At 62.9% G+C, this 15,807-nt stretch carries 14 protein-coding genes, 1 tRNA gene and 1 pseudogene; 6 read left to right on the forward strand and 10 right to left on the reverse strand.

The window, feature by feature from the left end; translation table 11 throughout:
• Positions 1-4: 4 nt before the first annotated feature.
• Both PJL15_RS01830 and PJL15_RS01835 read left to right on the forward strand, forming a co-directional pair.
• Entirely contained in the window at positions 5-565 is a 561-nt protein-coding gene (locus PJL15_RS01830; protein WP_281449504.1) for a nucleoside deaminase, read from the forward strand.
• Positions 566-589: 24 nt separating this feature from the next.
• Entirely contained in the window at positions 590-970 is a 381-nt protein-coding gene (locus tag PJL15_RS01835; protein WP_281449505.1) for a VOC family protein, read from the forward strand.
• Positions 971-988: 18 nt separating this feature from the next.
• On the opposite strand, the gene PJL15_RS01840 is transcribed toward PJL15_RS01835, so the two are convergent.
• The 4 genes from PJL15_RS01840 to PJL15_RS01855 form a co-directional block, all read right to left on the reverse strand.
• Positions 989-2,203 (reverse strand): DNA glycosylase AlkZ-like family protein, encoded by a 1,215-nt coding sequence (locus tag PJL15_RS01840; RefSeq protein ID WP_281449506.1) that lies wholly within the window; start codon positions 2,201-2,203, stop codon positions 989-991.
• A 76-nt stretch (positions 2,204-2,279) separates the two neighbouring features.
• Positions 2,280-3,281: a glycosyltransferase family 4 protein gene (locus PJL15_RS01845; protein WP_281449507.1), complete on the reverse strand. Its 1,002-nt coding sequence runs from the start codon at positions 3,279-3,281 to the stop codon at positions 2,280-2,282.
• Positions 3,282-3,680 carry a 6-pyruvoyl trahydropterin synthase family protein gene (locus tag PJL15_RS01850; RefSeq protein WP_281449508.1) on the reverse strand — a complete coding sequence of 133 codons (399 nt, stop codon included), beginning with the start codon at positions 3,678-3,680 and terminating at the stop codon, positions 3,282-3,284. It abuts the gene before it with no gap.
• 3 nt (positions 3,681-3,683) lie between these two features.
• Positions 3,684-4,685 carry a zinc-dependent alcohol dehydrogenase gene (locus PJL15_RS01855; RefSeq protein WP_281449509.1) on the reverse strand — a complete coding sequence of 334 codons (1,002 nt, stop codon included), beginning with the start codon at positions 4,683-4,685 and terminating at the stop codon, positions 3,684-3,686.
• A gap of 137 nt (positions 4,686-4,822) precedes the next feature.
• Between PJL15_RS01855 and PJL15_RS01860 the strand changes: the two genes are divergently transcribed.
• The 4 genes from PJL15_RS01860 to PJL15_RS01875 all read left to right on the forward strand — a co-directional run bounded on the left by PJL15_RS01860 (position 4,823) and on the right by PJL15_RS01875 (position 7,385).
• Positions 4,823-4,912 (forward strand) — tRNA-Ser (locus tag PJL15_RS01860).
• A gap of 201 nt (positions 4,913-5,113) precedes the next feature.
• The gene (locus PJL15_RS01865; RefSeq protein WP_281449510.1) at positions 5,114-5,887 is read left to right on the forward strand and encodes a hypothetical protein; all 774 of its coding nucleotides are present in this window, start codon (positions 5,114-5,116) and stop codon (positions 5,885-5,887) included.
• Between the two features lie 44 nt (positions 5,888-5,931).
• Complete coding sequence (locus tag PJL15_RS01870) at positions 5,932-6,813, forward strand: alpha/beta hydrolase (protein WP_281449511.1); 882 nt, start codon at positions 5,932-5,934, stop codon at positions 6,811-6,813.
• Positions 6,813-7,385 carry a hypothetical protein gene (locus PJL15_RS01875; RefSeq protein ID WP_281449512.1) on the forward strand — a complete coding sequence of 191 codons (573 nt, stop codon included), beginning with the start codon at positions 6,813-6,815 and terminating at the stop codon, positions 7,383-7,385. The genes PJL15_RS01870 and PJL15_RS01875 overlap by 1 nt, the downstream gene beginning before the upstream one ends.
• Positions 7,386-7,553: 168 nt before the next feature.
• Here PJL15_RS01875 and PJL15_RS22680 read toward each other — a convergent pair.
• From PJL15_RS22680 to PJL15_RS01900, 6 genes and pseudogenes are all read right to left on the reverse strand, one after another.
• Positions 7,554-7,778: pseudogene (locus tag PJL15_RS22680) on the reverse strand (alpha/beta hydrolase); the annotation flags it as partial.
• A gap of 192 nt (positions 7,779-7,970) precedes the next feature.
• Positions 7,971-8,531, reverse strand: coding sequence for a DUF805 domain-containing protein (locus tag PJL15_RS01880; protein WP_281449513.1), 561 nt, complete (start codon positions 8,529-8,531; stop codon positions 7,971-7,973).
• Positions 8,532-9,232: 701 nt separating this feature from the next.
• Complete coding sequence (locus tag PJL15_RS01885; protein WP_281449514.1) at positions 9,233-9,613, reverse strand: hypothetical protein; 381 nt, start codon at positions 9,611-9,613, stop codon at positions 9,233-9,235.
• Positions 9,614-11,188, reverse strand: coding sequence for an RHS repeat-associated core domain-containing protein (locus tag PJL15_RS01890; RefSeq protein ID WP_281449515.1), 1,575 nt, complete (start codon positions 11,186-11,188; stop codon positions 9,614-9,616).
• A complete protein-coding gene (locus PJL15_RS01895) occupies positions 11,185-15,255 on the reverse strand; it encodes a DUF6531 domain-containing protein (protein ID WP_281449516.1) in 4,071 nt (1,356 codons plus the stop codon). Before PJL15_RS01895 ends, PJL15_RS01890 begins: the two co-directional genes overlap by 4 nt.
• A 170-nt stretch (positions 15,256-15,425) precedes the next feature.
• The gene (locus tag PJL15_RS01900; protein ID WP_026547649.1) at positions 15,426-15,707 is read right to left on the reverse strand and encodes a hypothetical protein; all 282 of its coding nucleotides are present in this window, start codon (positions 15,705-15,707) and stop codon (positions 15,426-15,428) included.
• Between the last annotated feature and the right edge of the window lie 100 nt (positions 15,708-15,807).

Here is a 15,807-nt window from a genome sequence, read left to right on the forward strand (position 1 = left end):
AGACATGAGCGCCACCGAGCCGTATCACGCAGATCACCTGGCCTGGATGGGCCTTGCCCTGGACGAGGCCCGGCTGGCGTTGAAAACGGACGACGTGCCCATCGGCGCCGTCGTCCTGGGGCCCGACGGCGGCGTGCTGGGTTCCGGTCGCAACGAACGCGAGGCGCATGGGGACCCGACCGCCCACGCCGAGGTGGTGGCGATCCGTCAGGCGGCGGTTTCGCTGCGTCGCCGGGCCGCTGAAACCGGCACGGACGGCGACGGTTGGCGGTTGGAAGACTGCACGCTGGTGGTCACCCTTGAACCGTGCGCCATGTGTGCCGGGGCGATTGTCCTGGCCCGTATTCCCCGCGTCGTTTTTGGCGCGTGGGACGAGAAGGCAGGAGCGGTGGGATCTGTATTCGATATCCTCCGCGAGCGCCGCCTCAATCACTGGGTGGAGGTCTACGCAGGGGTTCGCGAGCAAGAATGCGCGGCTCTCCTCAAGGACTTCTTTGCCTCGCACCGTGCCCCCGCAGTGGAGCACACGGCAGCGGAGCACGCTGTGGAGCACCGCCCATCCTGATCCCTTCCTTCACGGGAGCAAGCCATGACAGTTTCGTTCAATCACACCATCGTCTACGCCACGGACAAGCAGCGATCCGCAGAGTTCCTTGCCCGGATCTTCGGGCTCCCGGCGCCGCAGCCCATGTGGTCCTTCGTCACGGTGTCCTTGGAAAACGGCGTCACCTTGGACTTTCTTGAGGCGTCCGGAGAGATAGCTCCCCAGCACTACGCCTTCCTGGTCAGTGAAAAAGAGTTCGACCAGATCTTCCTCAGGATCACCGCGGAACATGTGCCCTACTGGGCCGACCCCGCCCGTTCCCGCGCGCAACAGATCAACCACAACGACGGCGGCCGCGGCATCTATTTCGCCGACCCGGACGGGCATTTCCTGGAGGCGATCACGCGGCCGTACGGTTCGGGCTGAGCTGGGTCACTGCAAGCATCAGCGCCCTGCCGCCGCGTCCAAGGCGCCTATCCGGACCTGCCGTGATGCCGGGGAGTCCAGGCTGAACGAACGGAAATCGCCGAGTTCATCTCGGATCCAGGCCTCCACCTGCGCGATCCTTTGGCTCACAGCTGCGGTGGGAGCCTCAAAAGTCCACGCCGCGATCCGTTCCTCGCCGGGATCGTATTGCCAGAGTCCGATGATCCGCCCGCGATCCAGGATGGGGTGGTCCGGCAGGTCGGCCTGAAGCGCCAAAGTGGTGTCCAGGACCTTCTTGCCCTTGTCCGCGTCGGCGAACATGTCCGCGGAGTTCCGCCTGTGGAGGACCAGTGAATCCGTCCCGGCCAGCAGCTGGATCTGCTCTTCGCCCGGCTCTTCGAAGTCGGCCAAACGTTCGACGTCGGCGGGCAGCATCCACAGCACGTCGCCACTGGCTGTGGTCACCTCCATGGCACCAATGGCGGCGAGCGCTGCCTTGCTCTGGGCCACCGTGAAGGCAGTGAACCACTGGGTCTGCTTGAAGGTCGCTCCCCCAGTCCAGCGCAAGTACCGCTCCAGCAGCAGGCGGCGGGCGCCGTCGTCGTCCATATCGCTTGGCGAAAGGCCCCAATTCGTGTAGGCGTAGCGCTGTTGGTCCAGGCGGCCGTTGATGGGGACCCGACGGATGCGGCCCTCGGCTTGGAGGAGTCCCAAGGCGGTGGGCAGCGTGGTGGACGCGCCCTTCTTCTTGCCTTCCTCGCCCAGGCTGCGAACCGAATCGCCCAGCACGTCCCTGAGCTGTTTGGGATCCATGGGTTCACTGGACTCTTTGAGGGCGTGCTCCACTTCGCCTTCCAGGAGGGTGATCTCGCCGCGTTCCACGCCGAGCCTCGCCAACACCTTGAACGGGGCGATAGCGGCGTCGCGGCCGATCTGGAGAGCCCACGCATAGTCGCCCTGGCCCAGGACGTAGGTGCATCCGCGGGCGGTGGGGAGTTCGTGAATTCTGAGCGCTTTGACATCCTTGTCCGCTTGTTCGCGGCTGATTCCTGCCCTGGCGAACAGCGTCAGGTACGGGTTGGCGCCGCCTACGGATCGGGCCCAACCGGCGTGGTCCAAGACTTCCTCTGAGGTCTTGCCTTGGAGCGAACCATCCAGGCCTTGCTTGTGCCAGGCCCAGGCCCGGAGCCGTTCAGGGGTCAGGGTGTCTGCGGCAGGCGCGATACTGGTCATGGCCCCATTCTGCACTGGTGGGCATCGCGAGATGGCAGTTAATGACAATCCGGTCGCTCGGGATTGTCATTAACTGTCATCTCGGCGGACGCTCAAGCGCTTTGAGGACAGTCCGGGCTGTAGTGTCCCAGCCGTGGAGGTGGTGACGGGCTTGGATTGCGTTGCTGCGCCAGCGCTGTTGCAAGGTTGCGTCGGTGAGCCAAGTCCGGAGAGTCACTGTCAGGCTGTTGGCGTCGCTGAGGTCCAGCGCCTCACCAGCTCCGGTATCGCCCAACGCCTCCACGGCACCTGTCCCTTGCCGGACAAGGACCGGGACACCATGGGCCAGCGACTCCGTCACCACCATCCCAAAGGACTCGGATTTGGAGATCAGGACACTGAGGTCTGCCTTGTGCCACTGCTCCTGGAGAGGTGTTCCAGTCAACTCGCCAGTGACACGGATGCGGTTTTGCAGCGCGTGATGTTCGACGGCGGCCCTCACCTCAGCGGCGTACGCCGGGTCTGCTTCCTCCGAGCCGATGAGGGCTGCGGTCCAGGGCAGGTCCTTTATCTGGCTGAGAGCCTCCACCAAGTGTGTTTGGTCCTTGTTGGGCAGCAACGCCGCGACAGCAACGATGTGCTTGGGCTGTGAACCTGCGCTGACGTCTGCTGGTTCCGCGCCCGGCGTGGCCACCACGATGTCCAACATCCCGTGCCGAGCCTGTAATTGGGCTTGCGAGTGAAGACTTGGACAGATGATCCCGGTCGCGGCGGCCAGGGCCTTCGCCTCGAGATCGTGGTGGGCCGTCAACGCCATGTGCGAGAGGATCCACACCTTGGTTCCCTTACCTGCGGCACCGGCGATTTCATCCGGTGCGCCGCTCGCCACCAAGCCGTCGGCAACCACTGTTGTGCCGCCGTCGAGCGCCTGGGCGAACCGCCGCCGGTCCGCTGTGCTGCCAACCGGCCAATCGCCGTCGACGGTTACTGTCTCAACCGTTGCGCCGAGGGCCGTCAGGTGTTCGGCGAGCTTGGCGTTGTACTTGTTGCCGCCGGAGCCGTGCCGGACGTTGCCGGGGACAAGGAATCGGAGGTGCACTTACTTGGCCGGGAGCTCCAGCGAGTAGCCCGCCCAAGCGTCGGGGTTTTCGCGGAGGACGACGTCGATGCCGCTCAGCGCCGGGCCATCCTGGGTGTCCTGAATGCGGGTGGCCATGGCGTCTGCGATGTGCTTTGCGAGGGCCTCGGTGGTGGACAGCTTGCCCTCGAACGCGGGGTGTTCGTCGAGGTTCTTGTAGTTCAGGTCTTCAAGGATTTCCTCGAGGATGCCGCCCGCGGCGCCGATGTCCAGGACGATCGCGTCGTCGTTGAGATCCTGGCGGCGGAAGCTGACTTCGGCCACGAACGTGGCCCCGTGCAGGCCTTGCGCAGGGCCAAACGCCTCGCGGGGAAGGCTGTGGGCAACCATGAAATGGCGTCGGACGGTCAGGCTGAACATGTATTAATCCTCCGGGGTGGGGTAGGCGACCACGTGGCAGAAACCGCCGGGCCGTTCGAGCAATTTAGCGAGTGTGGTGGGCAGGTTTTGGAACTGGCATTCGCTGGTCAGGAACGTGTCGAACACCGGATCCTTGAGCTGGTTCGCTGCTTCCTGCAGCCGCTGGGCGTTGGTGCGCCGATGCCTTCTGGGCAGCGCCACGGCACCCACCTGGCTGGAGCGGATGTTCAGCCGGCGGGCATGGAAGTCCTCGCCGAGCGGGAGGGTGACTTCCTTGTCCGCGAACCAGGAAAGTTCGATCACGTCCGAGTCGTCGCCGGCCAGTTGCAGGCTCAGCTTCAGGCCCTCGTTGGAGGCGGAGCAGTGGAAGACGATGTCGTTGTCGTCCTTTGCTTCTGTTGGATGGGCGAACTCTACTTGTATGGTTTCGGCGAGTTTCCGCTTCTCCGGGTCCGCATCCACCAACTGCAGGCGACCGAGCGGATACTTCCGCAGGAGCGTCGCCAGGACGCCGCCCACCAGGCCGCCACCGACGACGGCGACCCGGTCTCCCAGCCTCGGTCCGGCTTCCCAGAGGGCATTGATGGCGACCTCGACGATGCCGGTCAGGACGGCCCGGCGGGCGGGGACGTCCGCGGGAATGGGGGTGAGGTTGCTCGTGGGAACGACGTAGAGGTCTTGGTGCGGGTGCAGGCTGAAGACTGTTTTGCCTAGCCAATCTTCCGGCCCTTGCTCTACTGTCCCCACACTCAGGTAGCCGTACTTCACCGGACCTGGGAAGTCGCCTTCCTGATGTGGGGCCTGCATCAGGTCTGCCACCCGTTCCGGAACGCGGCCCTCGTGGACCACGCGCTCCGTACCCCGGCTGACGCCGGAGTACAGGGTCCTGACCAGGGCTTCTCCTTCTTTTGGAGTCGCGATGGCCTCTTGGCGCAGCTCACCATCGCCGGACTCCGTGACCCAGTAGGCGTGGGCTTCGTGAACATGTTCGTGCGAGATAGTCATGGTACTTACGAATCTATCTGTGGGGCGCGCCGGATGGAAGTTGGCGCGGTTTCGCGGGTCCTTTGGCTGGTTCCTCCTTGGGGTTTCGGGGCCTCGTTTTGGGGAACCGGGCCCAACTCCGGTACCCTATTTCAGTTGGTGACGTGTCCGAGCGGCCGAAGGTGCAACACTCGAAATGTTGTTTGGTGTAAAAGCCAACGTGGGTTCAAATCCCACCGTCACCGCCAATGAGAAAGGCCCTGCTTCCCTTTGTTTATGAGGGAGGCGGGGCCTTTCTTCATGTCCCGGGTCCTGTCCAGCAGTAACACAGCGCCCAGCAAGAGAAAGCCCGGCAAAAGAACATAGACGCCTGGCAGCAACGCGACAATATCCGCAAACAGCAACTGCTCTCCGGTGACATCGCGGAAGCATCCGCGACAGTCGCAACCATGATCCTTGACCCGATGCCCGAGAGCACACCGGTCGCTCCACCGGCTGTTTCAGCGGTGTTTTCTCCGCGGAACCGGCCCCGGTTCGCCGGCGGACCAGGAACCGGAACCACCTCAGCTGACCCAGGCAAACTGCGCGGCTTCGCGACAGTGTCCCGGACCGCCACGAACACCCTGAACTCACACTTCAGCAGCGTCAAAAACGCCTGGAGCGCATTCACAGCATCGTGCTCCTGGGTGAACATCGAGGCTGAGTCTTTTCTTGCTGGTTTTGAGCGGCTCCTCGCCGCGAACGCAGCAGATGCCGATTGGATAGAGCAGGTCGCCACCGCATTCGAAACAGCAGGGGCCGGCGCCGTAGCCGACAGCATGCTCAACGCGCTTTTCATCCAGTACGCAGCACCAAACCAAGTCGGCTTGAACGACATCGCGGGCCTGAACGCCGCGCAACTGACAACCTGGCTCGCCGTACCTACAAACAAAGCACGGCTCCAGGGACTCCTGCAGAACCAGGAATACAACCCTGCCGTGACCGCAGCATGGTGGACCAGCCTCGGCCACACAGTAGATGCCGGCACCGGCAAAGTTACCATCGGCGAAACCCAGGAACTCCTCATCAATACGTTCCCGGCGATCATCGGAAATCTTCAAGGGGTTTCCTACACTGCAAGAAATCAGGCCAACCGACTGGTACTGACGCAGATGCTGAAAGAATTCGACGTCTACGTGCGCGAGACAGCCAAAGAACTCGCCCGACTCCACCCGCATGGCTGAATACGCCGGGCTACCTCGACCGCTTCAGAGGAGTCAAGAGTGCGATGGAGCCCGGCCGCAGTGGAATTGAGAAGCAACTAATCAGCCTCAATCTGAATCAGCCCGGCGCTGCCATCAGTGTGGGAGATCTCGATGCAGCCAAAGTCACCACTTACCAAGTCCCGGGAGTCGACACGAAGGTGGCAACGAGCATGCCGGATCTAGTCCGGGCCGCCGATGGCCAATACGGAGAGCAATACCGCATTGCCGAGCTGAGTTCGACCACGGCAGGAAACCCTCCGCGGTTGGCAGTGGTGGGATGGCTAGCTTTCGAACCGGCCCCGGCGGCTGGTGTCTTCGACGATGGCAATGCCCGGACAGGCGGGTCGTTCCTGAGCAAGGACATCAACACTCTCGCGGCCGTTCAGAACAGTTTGGGAAACACAGCCAGCAACAACATTTCAGCTCTGTCTTACGGAACGCTGACGGCCCAGGCCGCCGCCGTTGAAGGTGTGGCCGTAGACAGCGTCAATCTCAATGCTGATATCGGCGTACTGAAGGGTGTAGCAGGCGTGCAGGACTTCCATTTGAACCCTGGCGCCGACGTGTACCAAACCAAATTCACCGTCGACAATATCTCCGAAATTGGAAATGCGAGCAGGCAACGTATTCAGGGCTTCCACACCCAGACGTTTCAGGCTCCTCCAGGTGGACCATCGTTCACGGTGCCCATACCCGGGTACGGAGCGACACAGCTTGGAGCAGACGGAACCGGAACAACCGGCGAAGCGTCAGCATTACCAACCGAAAACCACGGCTGGCTCCAGGCAGAAGGCAAACTTGGATACGCTTCCGTAGGCACCGAGTCCAGCCTTAATCAAGCGAATGTCTCGCTCGGCCTAACAGATAGACTGACCAACTCTGGGAAGCCTGTGGTGCCTCACTAATGAAGGAGACACAATTGCTGAACCGACAAAGACTAACGGCAACTGTTTTCACCGCCGTCATGGTCCTTCTGCTCGTATCCGGATGCTTCTCCACACCACAGAGCAATGGTGAAACGGCAAACCCCTCACCCTCAGAATCGACTTCAACGAGCAATCTTCCCAGCAGCGGAGCAGGAACAACGATGACCCCAGAAGCAGCCAGTAGCGAATTATTCGGACTCCTCGACGAGATCCAAGCGATGGCACCGGGCGATTGGACCAATAAGGATGTTCCGGCAGGTGGCTACTGCAACTTCCAGGGAACTGGAAGCGGCAAAGAATTCGGCGGATCCAGGACCAGAGGCCCCCTTAGTGTCACGGACCGCGAGGTGCTCAGGCAAAAAGTCGAGGAATTCTACAAGTCCCGCGGGTACGATGTGAAGGTCTTTGATCAATCAACGGCCACGAACAAGCTCATCATAACCAACGGCTTCGGGCCCGATGGACTGGTTCTCCAGGTTTATACCGGCGATCTCGGCACTACTGTCACTGGCAATAGCCGCTGCGTTCCTGATCCGCAGGGCAAGGGATAGTCCCGCCGTTTGCCGGGCGTCGCCGCCGGTATCAGTGCCGAAGGCGTGGGAACTAAACTCAGGTTCGATCGGGTTCACGTGGTGGTCACGGCTCCCTTCCCGGCCAGTCCAGGCCCACTGGTCCCCGCTTTCGGTTTCGCCGGGTATCTTGTCGCGCGCATGACCGGGGTATACGTGTCCTGCGTTAAGGTCAGCGGCGGTATGGACATTATCGGGCAGCCCTGCCGAGCCGAGAGTGACGAAGTTATCCACCTCGATACCCGGCCGCGTCAGGGCCACCGCGGCAGTGATACTCCCGTACGAGTGAGCCACAATACTGAGTTGCGGCGCGCCCTCACCGCGGACTGCAGACAGCGATCTCCCGGCCCATAACGTAACCGATGGCCGACACAGGGACGCTTACCAGAGCGAGGCCCTGCCACGGGGCGGGCAACAAGAGGAGCAGCCCCACTTCCAGCACGATCAGGACATATATGGCCCACGGTGGACCTTTGACACCCCGACTTCCAGCAGAAGCCGATCGTTCGGCACAAACACCGTCGCCGAAAGAGTGGCCAGCAACACTCCCCCTCTGATGCCCGCCCGTCAGCGAGGGTCGAAGCGCCGACCTTCCGCCTTTGTCGGCATCAACGCCAGGACGAAAACAATCAGACCGCCAACGAGTGGAACAAGCCCAACGAGTGCGAGCGGACCTGCCAGATTTGCATCATGCAGTCGGCGCCACAGCAACGACAGCTGAGGCACTAACAGGGCCAGCCCCAGAACAGCGACGAGAATGAATCCAACTACCATCAGACTGCCAGTCGGGGCGTTCACAACCCCAGGAGGGGCCTCATAGAACACTTCTTGCCCGGTGGCCGGATCGAAACCCATGGACTGCACATTAGGGTTCTGCTGAGCCCAGGCAATACTGGCCACGAGCCCGACCGTTGTCACGAGGTACGGGACCACCATCACCAGGAAAACGAAAAGCTGACTCCACCAGAACTCACTCCGCGAGGCGCGACCCGCGAACTTCGCATACTTGGCAAAGAACCGCTTCACCGACTTACCAAACGACGCTCCATATAGAGGACCATCCAGGACGCCCGAACCTGTAATCTCCGCAACGCCTCCGCCTGCAGGATCAACAATCTTCATATCCATCTGACTCCATGTCCTTCCAGAAATTACTTATAGAAACCAGCAAAAAAGTATCTTCAAACGCAAATGCTCTGGGCCCCAATAATCTCATCCGTAGAAGATAATACGAATAAACAGAAGGAACAGACCATTGATCAGAATTGTAAATCCCACGAGCTTCCAGAACCGCCCTGGGCGCCGGTTAGGCACGCCTTGACCCGAGCTATCCCAGCATCCCGTCAGCCATCAGGGCAAGACTCCCGACCCTCGAAAACTGATGCCCGGCAGTGTGATGCTCACCTAAAATATCCACTCTCATCCAGCACAATCACGGCTAGAAAGGCCTGGGAGGAAATACACAACAGAATGGTAGCCGGGCCCGAAATAAAAACCAGCGCACGCGCCTGGCCGCGAGTAGGATGGGCCCCCAATAACCGTTCACAAATCCAAAACATGACTATACCCAGTGCGCACATTAGTAGAAGTAGGACTGCAGGAATCGACCCGCCGTGATAGGCTAATTCGGCACTAAACGGAGCATTCATGAAGACGAATGTTGTAATACCAAGGCTCACCAAGACGCCCAATAGACACATGCCGTCCAGGTAGTTACTGTCTTTTTCTCCAATTGAATGCTTCCTTCCATTAGACCTCCCCCCAAACCCTCCTTTTTGGCAGCTCAAGCTATTGGGGCCCCGAACAAACAAACAGTCACCAGCTGAGCGCTAACGCTCTTCTCCGGCGGTCAGCGTCAGTCCAACCAATAGACCGAGAGGACAGCCCGTCCACAGCGCACCGCCTGTCAAGCCAATCACCGGAATAACATTGGAAAGAGCCGCGAAGGCTAAACTGCCTAAGATGATGGTGGCACCGAACGACAGCGTGGCGGCAAAGTTGGATTTCCAATACGTTGCAAATCCAATGCCAAGGGCGCTAGCAATAAGGACAATAGCGTTAGCAATCCACACGGATATTCCAAACTCTTCAGTCCTATTGACGCAGAGAACCAGCATGAGAATTCCCGGTATAATAACCCCGGTCCAATAATACCATTCCGGAGCGACTCGTTTGCTGAGGATTGCCTTTTTGTCGCTTTTATTCTTCATTTACTTCGTCCACATTTCATCGGTGTAAAAATTTGCACCGCTTCCTATCAGCGCATTAGCAGTCTCGGTCATCACCGTGCTCTTGGTAAAGTATTCAACCGGGGAAGGTGCGCTGGGTCCGATAAGATCCCCGTAGCCCTGTGGAATTTTGCCACGAATTGCGGACAAAGTGGAAGTCCCCGCGCCCGCCATGACGGACGACACCCCGGACTTAATCGGGTCGAAGGCTTCACCATTCACGCCACTCTTCACGGCTTCTCCCGCGAATCCAGCCCCGATATTGATGCCCAACGTCGAACCAAACTGGAGGCCCTTGTTAGCAGCGTGCCCAGCCGCAGGGCTCAGTGCCCCGCTGATGACACCCGTGGAGGCACCTCCAGCCGCGCTACCCAGCAATCCTTGGGCTGTCCAGGGGCCACCTTTTTGAACGCGTTCACGGACATAATCTACGGTTCCGGCTACACCTCCTGCCGCACCACTGCCGACCATGTCTTTCAACAAATTAGCGCCGAATCTCCGTGCAATGACTGCGGCATTGCCTGTGGCACGAGTCAACGTCGAAGTCGCAACATTTGAAGCCATACTTCGCGCAGCCTGGCCTGCCACCACTCTTCCAACAACGAGAGAAGCAGACTTAGCAACGAACATTCCCGCGGCACCGCCCGCTACACCCATAGCAGCGCTCCCAATGGCTTGACCCCAGTCCACTTGGCCGGTGGTTGCTTTTTGGATGACGACGTCGGCGCCGAAACTCATTAATCCCATGCCCGCGAGTTGTCCGCCTGGGACGAACATCAACACGGCCCCGCCTACCACAGCGGCACCGCCGACGACGTATTCCCAGTTGTCGCCGAGCCAGTCTCCTGCTGCGGCGAGGGCGCCGCGGGAGGAGCCGTCGTAGGCTTTCAAGTCGGCGTCTGTGAGGGGTCGCAGGCCGGTGGGGTCGGTGGTGTTGAGGGGGTTGTTTCCGGCGTAGGCATAGGGGTTCCCGTCCCAGCCCGCGCCGAGGACGGGGGCGAGGGGGTCGGTGGAGAGGAATCCCCGGGTGGCCGGGTCGTAGGCGCGTTTGCCGAGCCATTCGAGCCCGGCGATGTCGATCCCGCCACCGGCGGTCAGGCCGATCCCGGTGGGCAACACACCACCCACACCAGCGTTGGCAGCTGCGGGGCTACCGGGGGTGAGGGTGGGGGTGCCGAGGACGGCCCAGGGGTCGTGTTGGTCGGTGGGGCGGGCGGCACGCCACCCCGGCGCGGTGAAGGCGTCGCCGATTCCGGTGACACCGCCGGGCAGGGACAACACCTGGGTGCTGTTGGCACCGGCGAGGGTCGGGACGGGTGCTGCGGTGTCCCACCACAACGCGGTGCCGTCCACGCTGGCGAGTTCACCGAGCGCGTCAACGTGGAGCCGGTGCCGGGATACCTCGGCCCCGTCCGGGTCCTTTTCGATGGTGCCGGTGAGGTGGCCGGTGGGTCCCCAAGCGTCTTCGGTCCAGGACCCGTCCGCCCCGATCACCCGCACCCGACGGCCCAAACCGTCATACACATACTCTGTCCGGGAACCATCAGGCTCCGTCACAGCGGACAGCTGGCCTGCGGCGTCGTACTCAAACGTTCGGGCCCCGGTGGGGGTGGTTTCGCGGAGCAGCCGCCCACCGGCGTCGTGCTCCCACCCAACACCTTCGCGTTCGCATCGGTGGCGTCAGTGGTGGTGGCGGAGACCAGTTGCCCGGCGTTGTCGTACCCGTACCGTGTCACGGCCCCACCCCGGGACAGGCCAGTAATCCGCCCGCTGCCGGGCTCGCGGCCGATCAGGGTCACATCAGCTCTGCCGGGGGTATCGGTGGTGGTGCGGGTGTGCTCGACGAGTGCCCCGTCCCGGTAAACCCATTCCTGTGAGTATTGGCCGGCGGTCGCGGACGTGACCCTGCCGGAGGCATCGTGGGTGAAGGTGGCGTCCCCCAGCAACGGGTTCGAAACCTTCACAACCCTGCCTGCGGGGTCGCGGGTGTAGGTGGTGGTCCCGGCAAGGGTGGTGAAACGGGTCCGGTTCCCGTCGCCGTCGTACTCCCACGACAAGACCTGCGTCCCGGTCCCGTTCCCGCGGGTGCGGCGGGTGAGGTGGCCGCGGCGGTCGAAGCACAGTTCGTGTTCCACCGCGTACCCGTCCCCACCCGTGTGGTCGGTAATGAGAACCCTGCGGCCGGGAAGGTCGCGTTCAATGGCGGCGATCAGGGCACCGTCCACCGACGTGGACGCTTCCCGGCCCGCAGCATCATAGCTCCAGGTGGTGGTGTGCCCGTCCGGGTCCGTTTGGGACAGCTGCCGGCCGGCCGGGTCGTAGGTGGCGGTGGTGACCCTCCCGAGCGGGTCAGTGACGCTATCGACCTGGTCCGTGGCCGTGTACGTCCGGGTGGTCACCCCACCGGTGGGGTCGATGATGCGGGTGAGGCGGCCGCGGGTGTCGTACTCGAACCCGGTCCTGCCACCAACCCCGTTCGTCGTGGACACCAGCTCGCCGGCGGTGTTGTATGCGAAGCGGCGGGTCCCGTACCAGGCATCCTGGGCGAAACTCAGCCGCCCGCACTTGTCGTACCCGTACCGGGCCGTGCCCTCCCCCGGGGTGTGCTTGGCGGTCAACCGGCCGCACGGGTCGTAGGCGAACGTTTCGACCTCCCCGGTCGGCAGTCTCCTGGAGGTGAGGCGCTGGTCCGGGTCGTAGGACAGTTCAGTGACCGCCCCGACCGGGTCAATGCTCTTCCACGGCCGGCCGCAGTGGTCGTACTCGAACCGGGTCACCGCCCCCGTGGGGGAGGTGATCGAGGTGATCTTCCCCGCCGCGTCGCGGCCCAGGACCGTCAACCCGCCCTCACCATCGACCAACTCGACCGGGTTCCCCGCCGCGTCATACGACACCAGCTCCGCGGACCCATCGACAGATTCGATCTTGGTGGGACGGCCGTACTCATCAAAACTATAGGTGGCGGCCGCGAACGCGCCGGTCAGGGACGCAGTCCCGGCCCTCCGGTCGGTGACGGCCCCGGTGCGGACCCCGGTCGGATCCACGACGGCGGTCAGGGCACCAACCGTGTCGTACTCCCGCATCCAGTCATACCCGCCCGGGTCCGTGACCGCGATGAGCCGGGAGAGGTTGTCGTGGGTGAACCCCCACTTCGCCCCGTCCGGCAGCACCGCGGCGGTGAGGTTCCCGAGCTCATCAACCACCCGTTCGATACTGCGGCCGAGCGGGTCGGTGGTGCGGGCCAGTTCACCGTTGGGGGCGTACTCGAACACGGTCCGGCCCCCATCCGGGGCGATCATCGCGGTGGTCCGGCCCGCGGTGTCGTGCTCGAACGAGACCACTGCTCCGTCCGGGTCCACCCGCCGCACCAACACCCCGGCGCCGTCATAAACGAACCGGGCCTCAGCTCCCGACGGGCTCACCGCGGTGACCGGACGACCGGCCTGGTCCCGCACGATCCGGGCCACATCTCCGGCGGCGTTGCGGGTTGCGGTCAGGTCCCCGAACCGGTCGTACTCAAAACCGATCGTGACCCCGGCCGGGTCCGTGACCTGGGTCAGGAGCCCGTCCCGCCACGCAAGTACGGTGCGCCCACCCAGCGGGTCCACGACCACGGACGGGTCCCGGGAGAGCTCATCGGCGTACTCATAGGTCACGGTGGCACCGGAAGCGGTCACCAGAGTGGTGAGTCGGTCGTGCTCGTCCCACCCGTAGGTCAGGTCCGCGCCCTCCGGAGTCACCGTCCGGGTCTTCCGACCCCGGGCGTCGTAACCGTGGACCGTGACAGCACCGTCACGCTCGGTCAAAGACACCAGATTCGAGTGCCCGTCATAGGACATGGACTGGCGCCGGTCCTCCGCGTCCAGCACCCCCACCAGCCGGCCCTTGCCATCAGCAACCCACGAGTTCGACCGGGACCCATCCTCATCAGAGACCACCGTGACCCGGCCCGGCAAATACGCAAACCGTGTCCGCCGCCCATGCGCGGTGACCTGCATGATGACACGGCCGGCCTCGTCATACGTGTTCTCGGCCTCGACCACACCCGCAGCCGAGACCACCGCACCGATCAGCCCGGCCTCGTTCCACCGATACACCCGGGTGCCGGTCACCGTGCCCACACTGGCGAGCCTGCCCGTGCCGTCATACCCGTACTGAACCCGGCGCCCATCCGAACCACGGACCACTGCGACCACACCGTCAACATGATCGATCTCCAAGAACCGGCCCCGCACATGCACCAACCGGTACACCGCCCCCAGCCCGCCGCCGTCGAGACCTGATGCTGCTTCGCGGTGGGCCGAGATGGTCCGGCCTGGCCCTGCCCCGGTCCCGAGCCACACCCCGGCGGTGGTGTAAGACCACCAACCGCCCTGGTTATCCCGCACGACCAACACCTCGGACGCACCGTCGGGCACGGAAGACAATCCCGCCAACCACGGTGAGCTGACGGGTTCGCGGGTGAGCCAAAAGTTCTCCCCCACCGCGCGCGCCCAGCCGGCGCCCTCACGGGGGAAGTCCACCGCCCGCCCATCAGCCATCACCCAGCGGCAGCCCTCATCAGTCAGGACCAGGCGCTGGTCCAACACCGAGACCCACCCCGGACCGAACACCCCGTCACCGGCCAGACCGGAAGCCAGCGAGTTATACATCCGGGTGAGTACCAGATCCGAGCAGGCCCCGGCGAACCCGAGATCGGTTTCGGGCTCAATGAAGTTCCCCGTGGCCGTGTTCACCGGATCATTCGCATACCCACTCGAGGGCATAGCCCCCGCCGCCGTGGGCGGGTCAATGACCAACCCGGTCCGGTGCCCCGAAACCCCCGCCGCGGCCAACGCCTCGTTCACCGCCGCATCCGACAGGGTCGAAACCACGCCCTCACCACCGGCGGCAGCGAACGCGTCCGCGACCACCACCGCCCACGCCGCGTCAGCCTCGTTCGCATGCAAATACTGCCGCAACGCCCCAACCGCACCCGAAGCATCGATCCGGCCCCACGAACACTGCCCCGCGAACGAAGACAACTCGCCCTCCAACGACCCCGGCACCGACACCAACGCCTCGTCCAGGCCACGCGAACCAGCCGCGAACCCCCGCAACGACTCCGGACGGGCCGAGGACACCCCGCCCCCATACCCGCCACCCGGGCCCGGAGTCTCCCGCGACCCCGGTACCGGGGCCTCCGAAGGGAACGACGGCGCGTCCACCGGCTCCATATTCGGGCGAGCCTCCTCACCACCGAACGCATCCCCGATCAGCTCAAAAATGTTCCGGTTGTTATGCCGCCTGACCCACTCGTTGTTCTTCCGCCGCCGGTCATCCTCCACCCGGGCATAATCGATCATGGACCCCACATACTCAGCGACTTTCCGCAACGCCGACGCCAAGGAATCCGCGTCCCGGGACGCCGTGTCCGCGTTCGCCGCGAACACTTCCGAAAAATGCCCCCGGAACTCCTCCCCCGCCCCCAACACCAACGGCCCACGCGAACCCGAATGCTCCAGAACCCGCGAGGCCGCGGACTCAAAAGCACCCTTCACCGACTCGGCAACCCCATACACAAACCGCCCACCATGAGCCCCATCGGAATCAGGCAACAACGGCACCTCAACGAACTCGGTCACAACCACAGCTCCCCACAGCACAAAAACGCGAACAAAACCAACAACACACACAAACCCAACGCCACAACCACACCAGCACCAGCACCAGCACCACAGTGCAGCGGCCGGGCAACCACACCGCACTAACGCGGCACAATCACCCGGCCCCGACACTCACACCTAAAAAGGAATCAGGCCCCGCCACCAGCAGAGAAAATATCCTGCGAAATCTTCTGCAACTGACCCCGCAACTGCTCCAACTCCTCCTTGGCCTTATCCAACGCAGCCTTCGTCTCCGGCCACGTCGAACCACGGAACTCAGCAGCCAACGGCCCATCCCACACATTCGGATCCGACAACACACGACCCTGCGCATCCAACGCCGAAATCTGATCCGTAAAACCACCAGTAATAATCGACTGCACCTGACCAATAGCAGCCTTGGCCTGCTCAGTAGACAACACACGCGACATAGAACTTTCCTCCCAATAAGAACAATCGCAACACCCAGGCCAAAACAAACCCAGGTGACCAGACGTTGCCTAAACTACCAACACCATCGAATAAATCCAA

Source organism: Paenarthrobacter nitroguajacolicus (assembly GCF_029952445.1).
Taxonomy (GTDB): domain Bacteria; phylum Actinomycetota; class Actinomycetes; order Actinomycetales; family Micrococcaceae; genus Arthrobacter; species Arthrobacter nitroguajacolicus_B.